Here is a 20,543-nt window from a genome sequence, read left to right as displayed (position 1 = left end):
TATCTATTGTAAAAGTAAATAAAAATGCTTTCAACGGCATTACTGTTTTTTAAAAATTCTTTTTAAATGTTCAGATAAAATTCACCTGTCTTTCATTTATTCCACACATCCTTTAGATATAGTATAGCTGTCAGTTGATAACAACTGATTCTTCATTCTCTCCCATTTATAGAAAGAAAACCGACTTCGGTCGGTTTTCTTTTTGGCTAGAAGAAATGTTCACATAAAATTCAGATTAAATCCATTATCTTCCCATATTCTTCTTCTATTCTATGGGTGTCAGTTAAAAGAACTGATACTCATTCTCTCCCCCTATAAAATATTTATGTGATGAAAACCACTTTTTTAGAAAAGTGGTTTTCATTTGTATTGGGCTAATAAATTAGACACGATTTCTTTAAAACGATTTCGATGAACATCTAATATCACAAAAGTGTGTCGGTCCGGAAACTTTGCATCACTCCAAAGATCCGTTACGGTTTTACCAAAGCTAATCTCAGATTGAGTTTCTACATAAACACCGGCTTTTTGCCCTTTAAAAATATCGGGATACTTCAAATAAAGAATTGGACAAACATCATGTAAGCACAACATTGGACGATAATAACGGGTGTATAAATCAATGTTCGATTTTGTGGAAGCGAGATAAAATTCATTCACAGCCGTTTTTTCTTTCGCCATTTCCTTGACTTCATCTACTTCTAGGTAAGCTTTCATGGTCACATCTAAACCAAACATTATAATTGGAATACCACATTTAAAGATTGTTTCCGCCGCGTGTGGATCTACATGAATATTAAATTCAGAACATGGTGTACTATTACCCCCTTGCGCCGCCCCGGCCATGATTAAAATACGTTTTACATATTTCACTAAGTCCGGATACTTATACAAACAAAGTGCCAGATTCGTTAGTGGTCCTACAGCAACGATTTCTAAATTTCCTTTTTCTTCTAAAGCCGCTTCATAAATCGCATCCCAAGCACTCTTTTCTTCCAAAGGTGCATTTGAATCTGGAAGGATAGATCCACCTAAACCGTCTGCTCCATGCACAAACGCCGCATCCTTTAAATCAATCAACAAAGGCTTATTAGCCCCCGGATATACTTTAATATCTTCTCTTTGGGCTAATGAACACACATTTCTAGCGTTCACAAAGGTTCGATCATGACCAACATTACCAGCAACCGCTGATACACCTTTAATCAAAAGATTATCTAATTGAAAAGCACATAATAGAGCAACCGCATCATCAACACCTGTGTCCGTATCAATCCATATCGGAATAACATCACTCATATTTTCACCTCATGTCCTTGGTAAGCTTGACAGCTTTCCACCAACAATTCTACAAACGCATGACGGTCAACGCCTATAACAGCTTGAACATTACAAGCCTTTCCACTTAACTTACCATCCAAATCACCAATCGTCGCTCCTCTTGTATATTGTCCTTTCGTATCAATTTGTACATAAGCATTCCTGATTTCAAAGATTTCCGGCTTCATTAAAACCGCTATAGCACAAGGATCATGCAAGGGTGAACCATTCCAACCAAGTTCCTTATGATGCTTAAAGAAGAAGGCCAACCAATCCGCCACAATAGACGCTACTTGATTACCAACCTCCCTAATTTTCTGCGCATCTTCCGGATAGACAATTGCTTTTTCGGTCACATCCAAACCACACATAATCAAAGGAATACCCGCTTTGAAAACAACATCCGCCGCTTCTGGATCTTCATAAATATTAAATTCAGCCGCTGATGTCCAATTACCATTACGCAAACCTCCTCCCATGATGGAGATGCGTTCAATTTTTTCCTTTAGTTCTGGGTGTACCAATAATAATTCAGCTACATTGGTTAAAGGACCTGTCGCAACAATCGTTACTTTTTCCTTACTTTCCTTTAAAACCTTTGCCATTAAAGAAACCGAAGATAAAGGCGATAATTCCATACTAGGTTCCGGTAAAGCGGGTCCATCTAAACCCGATTCTCCATGAAAATTACTAGCTGTAATTAAATCTGCCATTAAAGGCACTTCTCTTCCTTTCGCAATCGGAGCTTGAATACCTAATAATGTACAAATGCGTTGTGTATTATACGTTGTCTTTTTCAAAGTCTGATTACCTGCCACACTTGTTACCGCAAGTATATCAAAAAGTGGATTCGACTTAGCTAAAACCCAAGCAATTGCGTCATCATGTCCTGGATCCCCATCTAAAATTAACGCTATCTTTTTCATAGGCTTCCTTATTTATCACCACTGACTTCTTGTAAAGCTTCTTTTGAGCGAGAACGTTTTGCTTTACGAATTTCATGTAAAGCAAAGATAACTAAACCAATGATGGTAATCAAATATGGAATTGGCGAAACCAGGTTTGAATCAATACCGGTTGCTGAAATCTTGATGCCTAAAGCTTGAGCTAAACCAAATATCATTGCCGCAAACATCGCCCCTACGGGTTCACCTGCTCCCATAGCTTGTGCCGCTAAAGCGATAAAACCACGTCCTGCTACCATATCCAAAGACCAACCAGCCGCATAGTACATCGACATGAAGGCACCACCCAATCCACAAAGAATACCAGCAATCGCCATTGTAATGTACTTCACTTTTTTTACGCTAACACCCACTGAAGAAGCCGCATTTGGATTTTCTCCAACTGAACGAATATTTAAGCCTAAGGATGTTCGATACAATAAAATCCAAGTTACAGCCACTAAAATAAAAGCCACATAGGTCAATAAATTATGCCCCGAAAGAACTGAACCAACAAATGGAATAGCTTCCAAACCAGGAATATGAATGTCCGGTATCTGTAATTCTTTGGTAATAAAAGAAGTCGTTGAAGTAAATTGTTTGCCTTCCGTCATTCCTGTAATAATCTTAACCAAGAAAATGGTTCCACCGGAGCCAATCATATTGATGGCCGTTCCCGTCAAAATGACATCGGTCTTTAAGTGAAAGGCAAAGAAGCCCATCAATAAACTAACTAAAATACCCGTTACAATCGCTACGATTAAACCAATCAGCCAATTGGATGAATAATACGCAAACAAAGAACCAAACAAGGCTGATAGCATCATCGTTCCTTCTAAACCAATGTTTGAAATTCCCGCCTTTTCACAAATCACCGCCGCTAATGCCGCAAATAGAATTGGAGCTGTGATACGAAATACCGAGAAGAAGAATTCAGGAGTTAATATTAGTTCAAACATATTATTGTTTACCTCCTTCACTAATTAATTTTTCTTTTAGCTCTTCTTCAGCACTCTTAACTACCAAGCGTTGACGATACTTCGCTAAGAATTGATTCGCAGCAAAGAATAAGAAAATGGTTGCTTGGATAATATCAATTAATTGTGCTGGTACGCTTGTATAAGTAGACATTAATGTACAGCCTTTTGCTAAATACGCAATAAAGAAGGCTGCTAATGGTGTAAAAGCAGGATTATTGCCAGCCAAAATCGCAACCGTAACCCCAGTCCAGCCATAACCCGGTAAAGTCGTCCAGTCAAAATAAATATTCTTACCAAGCATTTCAATACCGCCGCCCATTCCAGCTAATAAACCACCAACCACTTGGGTCAAAATGATGATGAAGGCTACATTCAATCCCGAATACATCGAGAATTCTTTATTAATACCAATCATGCGAACCGCATAACCCCAGCGCGTGCGATACATGAATAAAGTAATGAGAATAACCATCACGATGGCCACAACAAAACCAATCGATAATTTTGATCCATTATCAATTAGTTGTGGCAATAATGCGTTTGTTTGGAAATTTGCCGTTTGTACTGTACCCTTTGTTTTATCAGCTATAAAGGTATTCATTAAGAACTTGATGATGTACATAATGACATAGTTCAACATCAATGAGTTAACCATCTCACTCACATTTAATTTTGCCTTAAAAACCGCCGGTATTAACATCATTAGACCCGTCACAAGAGTTCCTGCCAATATAGCAACTATTGGTAATAAAGCCCCCGGTAAAGGCACATAAACAGCTATCAAAGAAGTCACAAAAGCACCAAGAAGAATACCGCCTTCCGACCCCAAGTTAAATTGATTCGCAGAAAACATCACACAAGTTGCTAAACCGGTGAAGATAATTGGAATCATACTTGCCAAAATATCGGTAAAACTCTTAACACTGAAACTACCGTCGACCTTTAATAAAGGTCGAAATAACATGGTCGATAAAGCAGAGAAAGTAGAGCTTAGCTTTTCCCCTAAAGAATCACCTTTAGAACTAATAAAGATAAACACAGCCGCTACCAATAAAGCAATTCCAATCGCCATGGCTCCTCGAACCACATTGAACATCAAGCTTCTTTTCTTATTCATGACATACCCTCTTTATTTCTTCTGGTGTTTGTTTCTGAAGTCCTAACATATAACGTCCCATGGTTTCATCGTCCAATTTCGACGTATCTTCAAAATAAGCCACAATCTTTCCACCATACATCACAATCAAGCTATCCGATAATTCCATGACTTCATTTAAATCGGCAGATACTAATAAAACACCAATACCTGAGCGGGATAATTCCACTAATTTCCTACGAATGAACTCCGTTGCTCCAACGTCAATTCCACGTGTTGGCTGATCAGCAATAATCAATTCCGGTTGATTAGAAAATTCACGCGCCACAACAACCTTTTGAATATTACCACCCGATAACATAGCCACTTTTTGATCATGATTCTTGCACAAAACCTTATACTCTTGAATGAGTTTGTCCGAAGCTTCATGAATGGCTTTCATATTGAATAAAAGTCCCTTATTATATTCTTTATGCGAACAACGATCGGATAAAAGATTTTCTTCAACTGATGCGCTGGCCGCAATTCCATATAACATACGATCTTCCGGAACTAAGGAAATATGTTTTTGACGAAGCTGTTGTTGCTTTAGACCAAGAACGTTTTCACCATTAACTGTAGCAGAACCCGCATTTGGTCGATCCAAGCCAAATAACATATCCACCAATTCCTTTTGCCCATTTCCTTCCACTCCGGCAATTCCTAGAATTTCTCCTTTGCGCACCGAAAAAGAAACTTTATCCAGCATTTTTTTGCCCCAATCATTCACGAATTCTAAATCACGCACTTTAAGCACTTCTTCACTTGGCTTCGCTGATTCTTTTTCAACTCGTAAAACCACATCACGACCAACCATCAAACGAGAAATTTTCTCCGGTGTCACATCTTCAGTTTCATAAACACCTAAGAATTTACCACCTCGTAAGATACTTAAACGATCGGTAATTTCCATAATTTCATTCAACTTGTGGGAAATAAAGATTAAAGTATAGCCTTGTTGCTTTAAATGAATTAATTCTTTAAACAGTTCCACTGTTTCTTGGGTGGTTAAAACTGCGGTCGGCTCATCTAAAATTAAAATCTTAGCTCCACGAACCAATGCCTTTAAAATTTCCACTTTTTGTTTCATACCAACGGGAATATCCACAACGCGTGCATTTGGATCCACCAACAAATTAAATTTCTTAGAATACTCCTTTGTAATTTGAATAGCTTTTTGACGGTCAATAAAAATGCCATTTTTCTTTGGTGTCATTCCTAAAACAATATTTTCAGCTACTGTCAAACTTGGTACCAACATAAAGTGTTGATGCACCATTCCAATTCCTTTTGCAATCGCCACATTTGGTGATGATAAATTCACCTTTTCACCATTGATGAAAATTTCTCCTTCCGTTGGCTGTTCCAAACCAAACAACATCTTCATCAAAGTTGATTTACCAGCTCCATTTTCACCCATCAGAGCATGAATTTCACCTTTACGAACATCCAAATTAACACCTTGATTGGCAACTACACCATTCGGATAAATCTTTTTGATGCCCTTCATTTGAATGACATATTCTTCATTCATAATGTTTACCTCTCTTTAATTGATTATTTAAATGATGAAAAAAGAAATCCAATCCCCCTCCCTTGGAAATGAGAAGAAAATTGGATCTAAACACAATACGTACGATAAATTTTTACTTCTCGTAAAAATAGAGGATGAATGTGATAAGTTGCCCTATCTCATCAATCTTTCTTTACGTGATTAAGGGCGCACTTGTTCGCGCAATTTTTCTAATTTCTTTTCTTTATCGCCTAAAGCAGACGAAACTTTCACTTTACCATCTAAAACAGCCTTCGAGGCTTCATTAACTTTCTTTTGTGTCTCTGCCGAAGCATACTTCTTAAAATTCTTATCCGTTACAATACCAACACCATTTTCTTTCAAGCCTAAAGAAACTTCTGTTCCCCAGTGTTCTTTACCAGCATCTAATTCGTCAAATACCCAAATCAAAGAATTACCAATATTCTTTAAGCCGGAAGTTAATGTAGCGGCGGCGGCGTTTGCGGATAAAGATAACTCTTGGTCGGAGTCAACCCCAATAAACCAAGCTTTCTTTTCCAAAGCCGCTTCCACAGCACCATTACCGGCGTTACCGGCAACACCCCAAATAATATCTGCCTTCTTATCAGCAATCATGGATAAAGCGTATTCCTTAGCTTTAGCGGTATCTACATAGTCATTGGTATAACGAGTATCCACTTTCATTTCCGGATCCACAGCACGTGCTCCTTCGATATAACCATATAAGAAGTCATTGATAACCGGACTATCCACACCACCAACGAAACCTAATACCTTTTCTGGGTTGATATTCTTTACCTTTGTATCTTTTGTCATACAAGCGGCGAATGTTCCTACCACATAACCCAATTCATTTTGCTTGTAAGTTAGGTTCAAGACGTTCTTGTTTGCGCCTACATGTGTGTTATCATCAAAAATAGCATATTTTTGATTGGGATACTTCGTAGCCACTTCCTTTAGATAGTCAGGCATTTGGTATGTACCCACAACAATCACATCGTATTCCTTACTCTCGGAAACTTCATATAAAGTAGATAACCATTTTGGTTTATCTTGTTCCGTACCGCCCATTTCAATTGTCTTTAACGTGATGCGACCATCCTTTTGAAGTTTCGTTAAGCCGGCCATCGCTGAATCAAAGAAAGATTTGTCACCTAAGTTACCATTAATCAAATAAGCTACCTTATAGACTTTACCTTTCTTGTCTGTTGAAGCCTTTCCATCATCTTTCTTAGCGCCACAACCAACTAATGGAACGATTAAGAATAGCGCTAAAAGTGCTTTGTATAATTTTTTCATCTTTTCTCCTTCCAAAGCGATTTAACTTTTACAAAATCAACCCAAATGAGTTAAAATATCTGTAAGCGTTTTCACTATCATCATTCTATTGCGACAAGCGTTCCTTTGTCAACAAGTTTATATACAAAAATAAGAGAAAAAATCGGAGGTCCTTTTTAATGAGTGAATTTTCTTTTCCTAAAATTGATTTACATCTTCATTTAGATGGTTCTTTTCGTATGAAAACCGTTTGGGAATTAGCAATGCAAAAAAGGATAACAATGCCTACTAATACACTATCTGAATACAAAGAATACATTCGTCGTTGCTCTCATGCTAAAAGTGTAAATGAATACCTGAAAATGTTTGATCATCCTTTAAAAGTGATGCAAGATGAAGCCTCTCTAATTCGCATCACCAAAGAATTGATTGAAGATTTAGCCAAACAAAATCTTCGCTATGCTGAAATCCGTTTTGCTCCTCAGTTGCATACGCAACAAGGCTTATCCCAAACCAAAGCCATTGAAGCTGTCTTAGAAGGTCGCAAACAAGCTCTATTCCTTTATCCCGGCATTCAAATTGGTATCATCACTTGTATGATGAGTCTTGGACCTATATCCGTTAATAAAGAAGCAAATTTAGAAACCATTGAACTTTGTCAAAAATATTTAGGAAAAGGCGTGGTAGCTTTAGATTTAGCTGGTGCTGAAGGAATTGTGGCTTTAAGTGATTTTCGTTCTTTCTTTATAAAAGCTAAAGAACTTGGCATTCCTTGTACTTGTCATGCAGGAGATAGTGAACCCGTTCAATCCATTCAAGATGCAATCGACTTTGGTGTGCAGAGAATTGGACATGGTCATCATCTGATTGATAACTTAAAACTATGCCAAACAACAAAAGAAAAACACATTCTATTAGAAATATGTCCTACTTCCAATGTCCAGTGCCAAACCGTTCCTTCTTATCAAAAACATCCAGTAAAAAAGCTATATGATCTTGGTGTTCCTGTTTCCATTAATACTGATAATATGACTTTAGCCGGTGTTACTTTAGAGGATGAATATAGACACTGTATTAATGAAATGGGCTTTAGAAAGAAAGATATTATTCAAATGAACCTTTATGCCATTCAATCCGCTTTTATTAGCGATTATGAAAAACAAGAAATCATACAAGAATTAAAGCAAGCTTTAAAGGAGGCTGAAATATGTTAGAACCCCACATTCATCTAAATGATACTCTACAAGTGAAATACGCCATTATGCCTGGTGATCCGGATCGTTTAGACCGTATTAAACCTTATTTAGAAAACTGTGTTGAATTAGCTTACAATCGTGAGTTTCGAAGCATGAAAGGTAGCTATAAAGGTGTGGATATAATCGCTATTTCAACTGGAATTGGTGGTTCTTCTACCGCCATTGCAATAGAGGAGTTAAAACACATTGGTGTAGATACCATGATTCGCATTGGTTCTTGTGGCGCCTTACAAAGTGATATTCAACTTGGCGATTTAATCTTTGCCCAAGCGGCCATTCGTGATGATGGAACTTCCCAAGCTTATGTTGATATTCGCTACCCGGCTGTTAGTGATTCTGATTTCTTACAAGCTTGTATCAATGTCGCGAAAGAAAAGCAATGGTCTTATCATGTGGGCATTGTTCATAGTCATGAAAGCTTCTATATCGACACCAATGCTCAAGAAGAAGCACAATGGTCTAATCTTGGTATCTTAGGGTCTGATATGGAAACAGCGACTTTGTTCACCGTTGGAAAATTGCGCCATATTAAAACGATGTCAATCCTAAACAATGTTGTGTTATGGGGAAAAGACACCGCTGATTCAATTGGCAATTACGTGGATGAAGGACAGAAAACCATGGAAGGAGAACGAAGAGAAATTGTCACAGCTTTAGAAGCCATTTATCAATTGCATCAAAAATTTAATGGAATATAAGATGACCTCCAAAAGTTAGATTTTTAGGACTCGGTACAATAATCCTTAGTTCTTTACTTCTTCTATGCTTGGAATACTTTGGGCTGCCCCATTTCTGGTTACAGCAATACTACCAGCCTTACTAGCGACTTGTAAGGCTTTTTGTATTGTGCTTCCTTGGAACAGCGTTGCCAAGAAAAAACCCGTAAACGTATCGCCGGCCGCGGTAGTATCTTTCGCTTGAACCACAAAAGCTTCTTGGTGTACTAATTCTTGACCATGAATGTAATAAGAACCCCGGCTACCCACTGTCATCACAATTTCCGTCTGTGGATATGCTTTTTGCAGGGAAGTAATAATATCTTCAATCTTATCAGAATCACAATTTCCTAAACCTTTTGCTTCGACTTCATTCACAATTAAATAATCTATAAACGATAAAGGATATTGGAACACTTTATCATTCATTGGTGCCACATTAAATGCAATCTTTAATCCCTTTTCATGTGCCCTTTCAATTAAATACGCTAAAGAAGAGATTTCATTTTGAATTAACAACAAATCTCCCTTTTCAAAATGACTTAGTACTTCATCCACTTGTTTAAAATCAATCGCTTCATTCGCACCACCATGTAAGATAATGCAATTCTCACCCTGACAAACTTGAATGATGGCATGCCCTGTCGCAAGACTTTCATTTTTAGTTAAATAATCCGTTTTAACACCATATTTCTGCAAGTAATCAATAAATGCTTGACCATCCAATCCAACCATACCGGCATGATAGACTTCAAGTCCCGCCTTCGCTAAAGCAATGGACTGATTTAAGCCCTTACCGCCAAAATTGCGACTATAATGCAGTGATGAAATAGTTTCTTTTGCTTGAACAAAATGATCCATTTCATACATATAATCAAAATTCAAGGAACCAAAGCTTAATACCTTCATTTTTCACCCCTACATATCCAATTCTTCCAAAGACTTCTTTAAAACACTCGCTGACTTTGATAAATCATCTCTTTCTTGTTCAGAAAGAAGAATAGGCACTAATTCCTCCACCCCATTACGACCAACAATGGCAGGAACACTTAAACTAACATCATCAATTCCATATTCCCCATGCAAGCCTGTACTAATTGGCAAAATGCTCTTTTCATCTTTTAAAACGGCACGACAAATACGAACGACTGAAGCGGCAATACCATAGTATGTGGCATGTTTGCGTTCAATAATCTTATATGCGGCATTCTTCACATCATCCGCAATATCTTTCTGAGCTGTTTCTAAATCAAGACTGCCTTGCATACCTCTTAAAGCGAAGAAATCCGCTAAAGGGACACCGGATACATTCGCATTTGACCAAGTTACTATTTCTGAATCCCCATGTTCACCAATCACATAAGCATGCACTGAACGTGCATCCACATCTAATTTATTACCAATCAAATAACGAAGACGTGCCGTATCCAATACTGTCCCTGAACCAAAGACACGATTTTCAGGCATACCAGAATGCTTCTGAGCATAGAGGGTTAAAACATCCACCGGATTGGCGACAACTAATAAAATACCTTCACAATTTTGTTTACGAATTTCCGCCATAATGGATGAATGAATGGCAATATTCTTCTTTAGTAAATCCAAACGTGTTTCGCCGGGCTTTTGATTAGCACCGGCCGTTAAAATAATGATAGCCGCATCTTTAATATCCGCATAATCACCAGCATAGATATTCATTGGATTGCATAAAGCGGCACCATGATTAATATCCATCGCTTCTCCTTCTGCCTTATCTTTCATAACATCCACTAAGACCATCTCTGAAAAAAGACCGCTTTGCATTAACGCAAATGCACTTGATGAGCCGACAAAACCAGTCCCAATGACGGCAACCTTTCTAAAATTAATACTCATAACTTTACCTCCAATTTCATTATATTCATTTCCTATAAAAAAGCTTGCTAAAAGCTAATCATTTCTATAAACAAAACTAAAAATTCTGTTAAAATTAGTTACATGTCAATGAAAAAAGTGATTGGTAAACTATTTAAAGCCGACGCGGATTTTAATTTAATTCAAAATGGTGATCGTATCTGTGTTGGTGTGTCTGGTGGTAAAGATTCTGTCTTATTACTCTATGCATTATCACTTTATCAAAAAGCGGCCAAACGTATTGCTAATAAAGATTTCTCCGTCCTTGGAATTCATTTGGAAATGGGGTTTGGAAATATGGATTTTACTGACCTGAAAGCTTTCTTTCAAGAAAAAGAGATTGAATACGTGGATTATCCTACTCAACTCTACGAAATTTTAAAACTACATCCCAAGAATGATAAAATCCAATGTTCCTTATGTTCTAAATTAAAAAAGGGAGCGATTATTCGGGCTGCACAAGAACATGGTTGTAATAAAGTAGCCTTTGCCCATCATGCTGATGATGCCATCGAAACTTTATTTATGAATATGATTTATGGAGCCCGTATTTCTACCTTTTCTCCTGCTATGCACTTAAAAGTATCGAATATGGATTTTATTCGTCCTTTCATTTATTGCTTTGAAAACGAGATTCGTAAAACCGTCAAACACGAAAAGCTTCCACTTGTGAAAAGCACTTGTCCAAACGACGGCTACACCAAACGCCAAGAAACCAAAGAATTATTAAAGCAAATTTATCACACTTTCCCAACCGCCAAAGAAAATTTCTTAACTTCTTTATCCAATCAAAAACAATTCAATCTTTGGGTAAAGGCTAAGGATTGGCGGCACCATTCTAAATAGACAAAAAATTAGGAGCCAGTCCTAATTTTTCTATTTTTATTAGTGCTTTTCAAAGTCAGGTTCATCCTGATCAATATAATCCAAGATAGCTGAACGAGCAATATTACAAGCATGGTCACCCATACGCTCAATCGTTCCCAGTATATCCACATACACCGAAGAGGCAATCGAGGATGTACACTCACCATTAGCCATCCGTGTAAAGTGACCCTGACGAGCGGCGTACTCTGTTTCATCCATCTCATTTTCTTTTCCCATTAATTCATGATAAACCAATTCATCCCGTTCTTCATACACTCGAATACACAGCTTCATCATTTCATTTAATTCATCAAACATGGTGTTCATATCCACAATCGCTGCTGGTGAGAAAGTGGTCTTATCCTCACGAACCATATTAAAGAATTCCACTAAATTAATACCCAAGTCACCAATACGTTCCAAGTTCTTCGTAATTTCTAAACCACGACGCAATTCTGTTTGATCCGATGGTGTTAATTGTTGATTTTTAGAAATCGCAATTAAGAATTCGGTAATCTTCTTATCCAATTTATTCACTGTATCTTCACCGGTCATTAGGTTTTCATAATCTTCATCATTTCCCGGTTTATTTAGATACCCTTTAATATCTTGATTATCTTGATCCACCACTGAAGCCATCTTCACGATTGCTGTCTTAGCTGAGTCAATCGCTACAGAAGGAATGGTGTTCACCGCTAAGTTACTATCTAATTCATCAATATTGATTTCAATACGTTTTGGTTCTTCACCGGGAAGAATTTTACGAATTAAATCACAGAATTGGTTCATGAATGGGAAGAAAACAATGGTTGCGGTTGTATTAAACACCATATGCGCTACCGCTATTTGCGCCATACCCGTAATACCAAATATTCCTGATAGCCAAACAATAAAGTTGGTATATGGACGCAAGAAAATCATTCCTACGGTTGTTCCTATGATATTGAATAAGATATGGATACCGGCTGTTCGTTTGGCGGCTGTACTACCACCAATACAAGCCAAGATACCCGTTACAGTTGTCCCGATATTTGCCCCAAATACAAATGGTAAAACCGCAATGAATTCCAAAGCCCCGGCCGCATATAATTTCTGCACAATACCAATCGTTGCCGAAGAAGCCTGTACAGCTCCCGTCATTACCGTACCTGCAAATAAGCCTAAGAATGGATTAGTTGCCATATCCTTCGCAAATTGAGCAAATTCCGGTAAATCCTTGATGGCACTTAAAGCTGAACCCATTGCGTTTAATCCATAGAAGATTAAACCAAAGCCCATTATAATCGTACCAAGAGACTTGACTTTTGCTTTCTTACCAAAACTAACAATCATTGCCCCCAAGAATACAAAATATAAAACATAGTTATCAATATTCAAAGAAATTAATAAAGAGGTAAAAGTCGTTCCAATATTAGCGCCCATAATGATGCCGGCAGCTTGTGGTAAAGTCATCAAACCGGCTCGCACCAAACCAATTGTAATGGCGGTTGAAGCCGAAGATGACTGCATAATAATTGTAATTAAAATACCAATAATCAAAGCGGAAAACGGGTTGGTGGTGTATTTATTGATGTAATCTCTTAATTTATCACCGGCAACGGCTTTTAGACCATCCCCCATAAAACCAATACCAAAGAGGAATAAACCGAACCCTCCTAAAATCACATCCCATCGCAAACTACTTAGATTCATTCGTTTCCTCCATGCTTTGCGCATTCCTACAGAATAAATTCTAATCGAATTTAAGGAAAAAGAAAAGATACCGATTGCCTTAGCTTTCAATTTTTTTAACAGAAAGAAAGACAAGTGCTATACTAAAGGTGTTGCAGGCGTGATTCAATGGTAGAATGTGACCTTCCCAAGGTTAATACGCGAGTTCGATTCTCGTCGCCTGCTTTTATGTTTATTATCCCAAATCAAGGGGATTTTTTATTTGTTACAAAGCTTCTACACTTCATTCAATAAAAAAATTGGCATTTTGCCAATCCTATCTATTCAACTAAACACTTACCCTTGTTTGAAGATAATCCGTAAGTTTTTGAATGCCATACGTAACCAAGCAGAAGAATAAAGTGACACAAACTAATCTAGCTAAAAATGACCAACCGGCAACAAGTGGTGTTTCTCTTAGGAAACCATAATTTCCATTTGTTAGTTCATTAACCAGTGCCAAGAAAACATCAATAAGCAAATTGATGCCAATAATTTCTTTAAGTGAAAGTTTCTTTTTGGTTTCTAAAAGGTACAATAAGGAATTTCCAAATAGCGCAAAATGTCCCCAATAGAAAGAAACCAAGGTCACATGTGGCCAAGCATATTTATCCATGATTGGAATAAAAATTGCCAGCAACCCACCAAAAATACCAATCACCGCAAACATTTTTTTAAGCTTGCTGTCTTTCATAAACATCAAAGAAAACATGGCGGCTCGACAATGGTATAAAGGCAAACTAATTGAAATTGAAATTCTTTGAACCATGTAAAAACCATAAAGAATGACTAGTTGAATAAGCTGAAAAAGCCAAAAGAACTTCTTCAGCCATGCTTTATCGTGATATTTCAAACAAAAAACCATTTCTAAAGCCATCACAATAATAGCTGAAATATATACCCACATTGGGGGCACAAAAGCACTCGCTGTTCCTTGCGTACTAAAAAATTGATCCATACTTGCTTAGTATAAAGGAAATTTAGGAAAAAAGAAAAGCCCTAATTTTAAAAATTGACTTGAAGCATAGTCATATTTTAAACAAAAAAGTCTGTTAGTATAGAAGCATGTCCTTTCAAGCAAAAGAATTTCAACAATTAATCCACTGGTACCGAAGTCATCATCTTAATTATCCATGGCGTCTATCTAAAAATCCTTATCCTATTTGGATTTCTGAGATTATGTTGCAACAAACACGGATTGAAGCCGTCTTGCCAAAATACGAACGTTTTATGCAAGAATTACCTAGCATTCATGATTTAGCGACTGTTTCAGATGACCATTTAATGTTCCTATGGGAAGGATTGGGTTATTATTCCAGAGCTCGTAATCTTAAAAAAGCGGCGATTCAAATTGAAGATAAATTTCAAGGTATCTTCCCTCATAAATTAGAAGATATTCAATCGCTGGTCGGTATTGGTGATTATACCGCCGGAGCGATTGCGTCCTTTGCGTTTGGTTTAGGAGTACCAGCCATTGATGGTAATGTTCTACGAGTGTATAGTCGTCACGAAGGAATTTATCAAAATGTCTTAAATCCGACCATGAAGTCACTTGTTAAAGAACAGCTTTTACCTTTATACACAAAAGAAAATAGTACGGATAATGGTGATTTTAATCAAGCTATCATGGAACTTGGTGAACAAGTTTGTTTACCTAAAAATCCAAATTGTCAAAATTGTCCTATTTTTAAAAAGTGTTTTAGTTTCTTACAACAAAAACAAAATGAATTACCCGTCCGTATTTCTAAGACAAAAAAGAAAACGGAGAATCATAGTTTTTTAATTTTCTACACGAAAGATAAAATTTTAGTTCATAGACGTTCCGCTGGTAGCTTATTAGCGAATTTATACGAACCGGTTAACTTAAATTCTTTTATAAAAATTGATGATTTCCTAAAGGAATATTCCCTTCCCGTTCTTTCCTACACTAAATTAAAAAATCATAAACATATCTTTTCTCATCGTATTTGGCAAATTGAAGCTTACGCGATTGAAGTGAGTGAAGAATTCCCTTTTCTTGATTATCAATGGCTAGAAAAAAAGAAGAGTTCGCTCTTGGCTTTCTCTTCTGCATTTGATCCTTATCGCTTGTATTTCTATTAGTTATCTTCGTCTGTTTCAATTAAGTATTTAACCGCTTCAATAGCGGAACGAATGGCTAAATCTGTGTCATGCACTTGTGGATTTGGCAAACCTTGTTTCGCTCTTTCTTGGTTGGCAACAACTAATAGCGTTGTCCCGCAACGAACATGCAAATACCCGGCCACGATAAACAAAGCGGCGGATTCCATTTCCGAAGCTTTACAGCCCATGCCTAACCAAGCATCCCACTTTCTTAATAAATCCTGACCGTTTGGCAAGGTTTCTGGACGATGTTGACCATAGAAAGCATCTTTGCATTCGACAACACCTGTATGATAGGAGGCATCCACTCTCTTAGCACCTTCAACTAAAGCATTAACCATATCTAAGTCAGCTACGGCAGGGTATTCAATTGGTGCATATTCTTTGCTGGTTCCTTCCATTCTAATAGCACCGGTCGCTACAACAATGTCACCGGCTTTCACATTAATATCCATACCTCCACAAGTTCCAACACGAATAAAAGTATCCGCTCCACATGCCACTAATTCTTCCATAGCAATAGAAGCACTTGGACCACCAATTCCGGTTGAAGTAACGGAAACCTTTACACCGTTTAGATAACCCGTATAAGTGATGAACTCTCTTGAATCACCAACCATGATTGGTCGGTCAAAATACTTCGCAATTTTTTCACAACGCTTTGGATCACCCGGCAAGAAAACGTAGCGTCCAACATCACCTTTGCCAACGCCAATATGATACTGTTTTCCTGATCCTTCTGTATAATCAATCATATATAATTCTCCTTTAATTTATTATAATAATTTTTTGTATTTTTTTCAAAAATGCTTGTCATTACAACCCTATCATGTTATTATCATCTAGCACGATATGGCGCGTTGGTGAAGCGGCTTAACACACCGCCCTTTCACGGCGGCATTCACGGGTTCGAATCCCGTACGCGTCACTTATTTTTTTATAGGGGTGTCGTACAATGGTAGTACATCGGTCTCCAAAACCGCTGACGGGAGTTCGATTCTCTCCACCCCTGTCGATTAGGGAAGCTAGGCTTCCTTTTTTTTGTACTTTTCCAATTGATAAATCAAGTGCAACAACTCAATAATGGCTCATAGCATTCATGTTCCTTAATATCTAATCATCTTCCTATGGAGGTACTCTACAAATCTCAAGTAAAGTTTATTCAAGTTCTCATTTATTTTAGGATACATTTTCCCTTCTTATTTATTAATCCTATTATTACAGAAATTAAAATTGATATAAGTATACAACCTAGCCATATAAGAACACCATAATGGTTACTTAGTTGATATTGCATCTGTGCACTCATATCTTTCGTAATCTTAAGCTTAGATAATTTTTGAAGATAATCATCTGAAAAATTTCCTATAGTTAAGCATAATTTGCCATATATTTTTATAAAAGTTCATGACTTGAAACAGCTAAGTCCAGCTTTTCATTTTTTGATTTACTGTTCTATGTTGGTTTTTATTAAATTATCAATTAGTTAAAAAGGGATTAACCGGTTGTATCCGCTCTAATGGTAAGTACGCAGATAAATACCCATGATTATAACCTTTAGCTTCGTAGAGAATACAAGCAGGATGCATCTTTTGAAATAGTTTAGCTGATTCCTTGACACAACGCATTTCTTTCTCACCATAAATATATAGAACCTGTGCTTTGTTTTCTGTAATACTTTCTTTCAATCTATACGTTCCCATGTATGTTTTATACATTTTTATTAATGTTTTCATGGGTAACCTTGGCATATCTTCCATATAATAATTTCCTATTTTTTCGGGATAAGCCATATTAGGATACATTTTTTTCATCAAACTTAATTGAATTTTGCCGGCTGATTTGCTAAACATAAGTTTTCCAAATATTTTTACAATAATCGTACTAATTCGTGATAAATTTGGTTGCGGAATACAAATACTACCATCTATTATTGCTTTCTGAGCTATATCACTATCTAATGATAATAACTCAATTGCAATTTGACCGCCCAAAGAAACACCGCCTATAGCAAACAATTTTCCATTACAATTATTTTTTATGTAATCCATGATTTGTTGTACAGATTTTTCAGTTGAAATATAATCTTTTTGATATTCTTCTCCATGACCATCGAGTGTTGGTAAAATCACATGGAATTGATCTGATAATATACGAGCTTGTCGAAGATAAGTCCACCAAGAATTACCTCCACCATGTATCAGTAATATATGTGGAAATTTTTTATCGCCAAATTCATGAAGCCTCATCCTACACTACCTCTAAATTTAAACTATTTTTGTTTATATTGCTTGATGTTGTACCATTTTTAAGCCATTTTTTCTATATGCTTCTTTATCATTGGTACTGCCGGTTCTTGCTTCTATACTAATAAAGTAGATTTCAAAATAAGAAATCTACTTTTCTATTACCGGATTTAAATTCCGAAAACTATATTGCTTTGGTGAAACACCCACCACCTTTTTAAACACTTGAGAGAAATAATATTGATTATGAAAACCACAAGCCTCCGCAATTTCATACATTTTATAATTAACTTCATTGTTATCAATTAAATATTTGGCATGTTGAATACGAAGTTCTGTGACTAAATCCACGAATGTTTTCGCCAATTCTTTTTTAATCAGCTTTGTGATATGTCCTTCACTGAATTGAAGATGATTAGCCAAATCTTTTAAGCCATAGCTTTCATTACTGATATTAGCTTGAATATCTTTCAATATTTTCTTCGTTAATAAAGAATACGGCGGCTTTTTATGTTGATTAATCTGTTCCATAGCTTCTTGAATAACCGAAATAAATTCTTGCGCATCCACCGGCTTTAAAAGGTAACGAAATACCCCTAATTCCAAAGCTTGTTGAGCAAAACGGAAGTTATCATAACCCGATACGATAATTAGGATAACTTCTTTATTTTGTTGACGAATATCACGAATTAAGTCCAATCCATTTTTAAAAGGCATATTGATGTCAATTAAAGCGATATCCATACTTTCTTCCTTGAATAGTTGTAAAGCTTCCTCACCATTCGTTGCCTTAAAGATAAGGTCAAATGGTAGACCGGCCTTTATAATGCGTTTCATAAAATTTTGTCTAATAATTTCTTCATCATCCGCAATCAATATATTCATCTTCATCTCCCCGGTTGCACCATACGACTAATAAAACGATTATTTTCAGCTATTAAACAAACACCATACTTTTCCCCATATTGATGCTTAATTCTAGCGTTCACGTTAAATAAACCATAACCCTTTTGATTATCCAATCTATTCCCTGTCTTTAAAGTTCGATTGATTTCTTCAATATATTTGAAATCTAGTTCTTCAAACACATTTTCAACCTCCATCACAATATCTTCATCCCTTTGATAAACACGAATTACAATTAACTCTTTTTTCTTCAATAGCTTGATGCCATGGTAAATTGCATTCTCCACTAATGGTTGTAAAGTAAATTTCAAAAATGGTCTTTCTAAATCAAAATCTTGGATATTAAAAGAATATTGAAGAACATCTTGATAGCGTAACTTTTGAATATTCAGATAGCTTTGTGCATGCTTAATTTCCTCTTGAACAGTGATAATTTGTCGATCATTGCTCAAACTAATGCGAAAGAAAACCGCTAAATCATGAATAGCCTTCTCAACATCTTCATCCTCATGATCAAATGCCATGGCTTGAATTGTTTCTAATGTGTTATACAAGAAATGAGGTTTTATTTGGGCATACATAGCTTTATTATTCGCATCGTTGCGCTCTATTTCTTTTACTTTGACTTGTTGTAATAAATGATGAATTTCATCAATCATTTGGTTATATTTTTGGTTTAAACGATTAAATTCAAGAATTTCCGTTTCTTCCTCATTTTTTTCTAAAACACCATCCTTTGTTTTCAGCATAACCGATTCCAAGCTTTGAATTGGATGCACTAAACGATGTACCACATGATGCGTTACTCTTTGGGTAACGAGCAATAAAAGCATCGTCACTAAAGTAATAAGAACAACCGTTAGAAGAATGGTATTCATGTAATAACTTCGTGGAATATCCAAAACATACGTTAAATTTAAATAGGAATACAACTGTTTTTCAAAATGAATGCCTGTATGTTGAAATTGATCATTTCCTAACACTGTTTCATTCTTATTATTTTTCAAATAAGCATGGAAATCTCTTGCGACATTGGTCATTAGATTTTCGATATATTCAGTCTTTAAGGCGGCGCTGATATAACCTTTCTCTTGGTGCTTTTCATCGTATATTTTTGCTAGGATTAAGATAATTTTATTTTTATTCGATTTCGATTCAATCACATCGGAAATCACCACATCTTGATTACTTGATTTTAATTTTGCAAAATAGGAACGATCATCCACACTAAAGCTGGAATTATCGGTCACATACTTACGCCCTTCCTTTGTAATAAATCCCAAGGAATCGTATTGAATGTTGGACTTTTCCTTAAATTCTTCAAGCTTATGCAGAAGGTGGATTTTATTTTTAGAGGATATTTCTTCATTTTGAAATTGCGTAGCATACAAACGAATTAATTCACTATTAAATTGGAACCATAAATTTATATCACTAACTTGGGTCTTCACATGATTGTCTACCAATTGTTGCATATTGGGTAATATATAACGATAAATTGTGAATACAGAAATAGATGAGATACAAAGAATAGACGCAATCAACATCAAAAAAACACGATGGACAATAACATCATATAATCTTTTCATAGACTTATTTTAAGGTGTATCACAAAAAAACTGAAGTACTGATGT

General features: G+C 36.3%; 18 protein-coding genes and 3 tRNA genes. 7 read left to right on the top strand and 14 right to left on the bottom strand.

Translation table 11 applies throughout. The annotated features are described in order from the left end of the window. Positions 1 to 360: 360 nt before the first annotated feature. The 6 genes from K7I92_RS02195 to K7I92_RS02170 all read right to left on the bottom strand — a co-directional run bounded on the left by K7I92_RS02195 (position 361) and on the right by K7I92_RS02170 (position 7,212). Complete coding sequence (locus K7I92_RS02195; RefSeq protein ID WP_203244546.1) at positions 361 to 1,299, bottom strand: nucleoside hydrolase; 939 nt, start codon at positions 1,297 to 1,299, stop codon at positions 361 to 363. Continuing rightward, positions 1,296 to 2,246 (bottom strand): nucleoside hydrolase, encoded by a 951-nt coding sequence (locus tag K7I92_RS02190; protein ID WP_203244547.1) that lies wholly within the window; start codon positions 2,244 to 2,246, stop codon positions 1,296 to 1,298. The genes K7I92_RS02195 and K7I92_RS02190 overlap by 4 nt, the downstream gene beginning before the upstream one ends. Positions 2,247 to 2,254: 8 nt before the next feature. Beyond that, positions 2,255 to 3,223: an ABC transporter permease gene (locus tag K7I92_RS02185; RefSeq protein ID WP_220281868.1), complete on the bottom strand. Its 969-nt coding sequence runs from the start codon at positions 3,221 to 3,223 to the stop codon at positions 2,255 to 2,257. 1 nt (position 3,224) lies between these two features. Further along, entirely contained in the window at positions 3,225 to 4,361 is a 1,137-nt protein-coding gene (locus K7I92_RS02180; protein WP_220281867.1) for an ABC transporter permease, read from the bottom strand. Continuing rightward, a complete protein-coding gene (locus tag K7I92_RS02175; RefSeq protein WP_220281865.1) occupies positions 4,354 to 5,913 on the bottom strand; it encodes an ABC transporter ATP-binding protein in 1,560 nt (519 codons plus the stop codon). Before K7I92_RS02175 ends, K7I92_RS02180 begins: the two co-directional genes overlap by 8 nt. A gap of 180 nt (positions 5,914 to 6,093) precedes the next feature. Next, entirely contained in the window at positions 6,094 to 7,212 is a 1,119-nt protein-coding gene (locus K7I92_RS02170; protein ID WP_220281864.1) for a BMP family ABC transporter substrate-binding protein, read from the bottom strand. Positions 7,213 to 7,370: 158 nt separating this feature from the next. Between K7I92_RS02170 and add the strand changes: the two genes are divergently transcribed. Both add and K7I92_RS02160 read left to right on the top strand, forming a co-directional pair. Then, positions 7,371 to 8,405 carry an adenosine deaminase gene (add, locus tag K7I92_RS02165; RefSeq protein ID WP_220281863.1) on the top strand — a complete coding sequence of 345 codons (1,035 nt, stop codon included), beginning with the start codon at positions 7,371 to 7,373 and terminating at the stop codon, positions 8,403 to 8,405. Then, positions 8,399 to 9,145: a nucleoside phosphorylase gene (locus K7I92_RS02160; RefSeq protein WP_220281862.1), complete on the top strand. Its 747-nt coding sequence runs from the start codon at positions 8,399 to 8,401 to the stop codon at positions 9,143 to 9,145. The genes add and K7I92_RS02160 overlap by 7 nt, the downstream gene beginning before the upstream one ends. 45 nt (positions 9,146 to 9,190) lie before the next feature. Here the strand turns inward: K7I92_RS02160 and K7I92_RS02155 are convergent, their stop codons facing one another. Together K7I92_RS02155 and K7I92_RS02150 are read right to left on the bottom strand one after the other, a co-directional pair. Further along, complete coding sequence (locus tag K7I92_RS02155) at positions 9,191 to 10,072, bottom strand: ribokinase (RefSeq protein ID WP_220281861.1); 882 nt, start codon at positions 10,070 to 10,072, stop codon at positions 9,191 to 9,193. A gap of 9 nt (positions 10,073 to 10,081) precedes the next feature. Continuing rightward, complete coding sequence (locus K7I92_RS02150; RefSeq protein ID WP_203244555.1) at positions 10,082 to 11,038, bottom strand: L-lactate dehydrogenase; 957 nt, start codon at positions 11,036 to 11,038, stop codon at positions 10,082 to 10,084. Between the two features lie 102 nt (positions 11,039 to 11,140). Here K7I92_RS02150 and K7I92_RS02145 point away from each other — a divergent pair, with 102 nt between their 5' ends. Continuing rightward, positions 11,141 to 11,902, top strand: coding sequence for an ATP-binding protein (locus K7I92_RS02145; RefSeq protein WP_220281860.1), 762 nt, complete (start codon positions 11,141 to 11,143; stop codon positions 11,900 to 11,902). A gap of 39 nt (positions 11,903 to 11,941) precedes the next feature. Here K7I92_RS02145 and K7I92_RS02140 read toward each other — a convergent pair whose 3' ends face one another. Next, positions 11,942 to 13,615: a Na/Pi cotransporter family protein gene (locus K7I92_RS02140; RefSeq protein WP_203244557.1), complete on the bottom strand. Its 1,674-nt coding sequence runs from the start codon at positions 13,613 to 13,615 to the stop codon at positions 11,942 to 11,944. Between the two features lie 133 nt (positions 13,616 to 13,748). On the opposite strand from K7I92_RS02140, the gene K7I92_RS02135 reads away from it, so the two are divergent. After that, positions 13,749 to 13,819, top strand: a tRNA-Gly gene (locus tag K7I92_RS02135). Positions 13,820 to 13,922: 103 nt separating this feature from the next. On the opposite strand, the gene K7I92_RS02130 is transcribed toward K7I92_RS02135, so the two are convergent. After that, positions 13,923 to 14,591: a TIGR02206 family membrane protein gene (locus K7I92_RS02130; RefSeq protein WP_220281858.1), complete on the bottom strand. Its 669-nt coding sequence runs from the start codon at positions 14,589 to 14,591 to the stop codon at positions 13,923 to 13,925. Positions 14,592 to 14,698: 107 nt separating this feature from the next. Here K7I92_RS02130 and K7I92_RS02125 point away from each other — a divergent pair, with 107 nt between their 5' ends. Then, positions 14,699 to 15,736: an A/G-specific adenine glycosylase gene (locus K7I92_RS02125; RefSeq protein ID WP_220281857.1), complete on the top strand. Its 1,038-nt coding sequence runs from the start codon at positions 14,699 to 14,701 to the stop codon at positions 15,734 to 15,736. Here K7I92_RS02125 and udp read toward each other — a convergent pair. Further along, entirely contained in the window at positions 15,733 to 16,512 is a 780-nt protein-coding gene (gene udp / locus K7I92_RS02120; protein ID WP_203244560.1) for a uridine phosphorylase, read from the bottom strand. The genes K7I92_RS02125 and udp overlap by 4 nt on opposite strands. A gap of 99 nt (positions 16,513 to 16,611) precedes the next feature. On the opposite strand from udp, the gene K7I92_RS02115 reads away from it, so the two are divergent. Together K7I92_RS02115 and K7I92_RS02110 are read left to right on the top strand one after the other, a co-directional pair. Beyond that, positions 16,612 to 16,685 (top strand) — tRNA-Glu (locus tag K7I92_RS02115). Positions 16,686 to 16,698: 13 nt separating this feature from the next. Next, positions 16,699 to 16,769, top strand: a tRNA-Trp gene (locus tag K7I92_RS02110). Positions 16,770 to 17,235: 466 nt separating this feature from the next. Here the strand turns inward: K7I92_RS02110 and K7I92_RS02105 are convergent. The 3 genes from K7I92_RS02105 to K7I92_RS02095 form a co-directional block, all read right to left on the bottom strand. Next, a complete protein-coding gene (locus K7I92_RS02105) occupies positions 17,236 to 18,006 on the bottom strand; it encodes an alpha/beta fold hydrolase (protein ID WP_220281856.1) in 771 nt (256 codons plus the stop codon). 147 nt (positions 18,007 to 18,153) lie between these two features. Then, positions 18,154 to 18,888, bottom strand: a complete 735-nt coding sequence (locus K7I92_RS02100; RefSeq protein ID WP_220281855.1) for a response regulator — start codon at positions 18,886 to 18,888, stop codon at positions 18,154 to 18,156. Between the two features lie 2 nt (positions 18,889 to 18,890). Further along, entirely contained in the window at positions 18,891 to 20,498 is a 1,608-nt protein-coding gene (locus K7I92_RS02095; RefSeq protein ID WP_220281854.1) for a sensor histidine kinase, read from the bottom strand. Between the last annotated feature and the right edge of the window lie 45 nt (positions 20,499 to 20,543).

The sequence above is a fragment of the Bulleidia sp. zg-1013 genome (genome assembly GCF_019798045.1).
Lineage (GTDB): Bacteria > Bacillota_I > Bacilli_A > Erysipelotrichales > Erysipelotrichaceae > Bulleidia.
This window is presented reverse-complemented; position numbering and strand designations above follow the sequence as displayed.

Excerpts from the sequence above, each read along its gene's own strand:
- K7I92_RS02195 (WP_203244546.1), bottom strand. The coding sequence starts at position 1,299 with ATGAGTGATGTTATTCCGATATGGATTGATACGGACACAGGTGTTGAT.
- K7I92_RS02190 (WP_203244547.1), bottom strand. The coding sequence starts at position 2,246 with ATGAAAAAGATAGCGTTAATTTTAGATGGGGATCCAGGACATGATGAC.
- K7I92_RS02185 (WP_220281868.1), bottom strand. The coding sequence starts at position 3,223 with ATGTTTGAACTAATATTAACTCCTGAATTCTTCTTCTCGGTATTTCGT.
- K7I92_RS02180 (WP_220281867.1), bottom strand. The coding sequence starts at position 4,361 with ATGAATAAGAAAAGAAGCTTGATGTTCAATGTGGTTCGAGGAGCCATG.
- K7I92_RS02175 (WP_220281865.1), bottom strand. The coding sequence starts at position 5,913 with ATGAATGAAGAATATGTCATTCAAATGAAGGGCATCAAAAAGATTTAT.
- K7I92_RS02170 (WP_220281864.1), bottom strand. The coding sequence starts at position 7,212 with ATGAAAAAATTATACAAAGCACTTTTAGCGCTATTCTTAATCGTTCCA.
- add (WP_220281863.1), top strand. The coding sequence starts at position 7,371 with ATGAGTGAATTTTCTTTTCCTAAAATTGATTTACATCTTCATTTAGAT.
- K7I92_RS02160 (WP_220281862.1), top strand. The coding sequence starts at position 8,399 with ATGTTAGAACCCCACATTCATCTAAATGATACTCTACAAGTGAAATAC.
- K7I92_RS02155 (WP_220281861.1), bottom strand. The coding sequence starts at position 10,072 with ATGAAGGTATTAAGCTTTGGTTCCTTGAATTTTGATTATATGTATGAA.
- K7I92_RS02150 (WP_203244555.1), bottom strand. The coding sequence starts at position 11,038 with ATGAGTATTAATTTTAGAAAGGTTGCCGTCATTGGGACTGGTTTTGTC.
- K7I92_RS02145 (WP_220281860.1), top strand. The coding sequence starts at position 11,141 with ATGTCAATGAAAAAAGTGATTGGTAAACTATTTAAAGCCGACGCGGAT.
- K7I92_RS02140 (WP_203244557.1), bottom strand. The coding sequence starts at position 13,615 with ATGAATCTAAGTAGTTTGCGATGGGATGTGATTTTAGGAGGGTTCGGT.
- K7I92_RS02130 (WP_220281858.1), bottom strand. The coding sequence starts at position 14,591 with ATGGATCAATTTTTTAGTACGCAAGGAACAGCGAGTGCTTTTGTGCCC.
- K7I92_RS02125 (WP_220281857.1), top strand. The coding sequence starts at position 14,699 with ATGTCCTTTCAAGCAAAAGAATTTCAACAATTAATCCACTGGTACCGA.
- udp (WP_203244560.1), bottom strand. The coding sequence starts at position 16,512 with ATGATTGATTATACAGAAGGATCAGGAAAACAGTATCATATTGGCGTT.
- K7I92_RS02105 (WP_220281856.1), bottom strand. The coding sequence starts at position 18,006 with ATGAGGCTTCATGAATTTGGCGATAAAAAATTTCCACATATATTACTG.
- K7I92_RS02100 (WP_220281855.1), bottom strand. The coding sequence starts at position 18,888 with ATGAATATATTGATTGCGGATGATGAAGAAATTATTAGACAAAATTTT.
- K7I92_RS02095 (WP_220281854.1), bottom strand. The coding sequence starts at position 20,498 with ATGAAAAGATTATATGATGTTATTGTCCATCGTGTTTTTTTGATGTTG.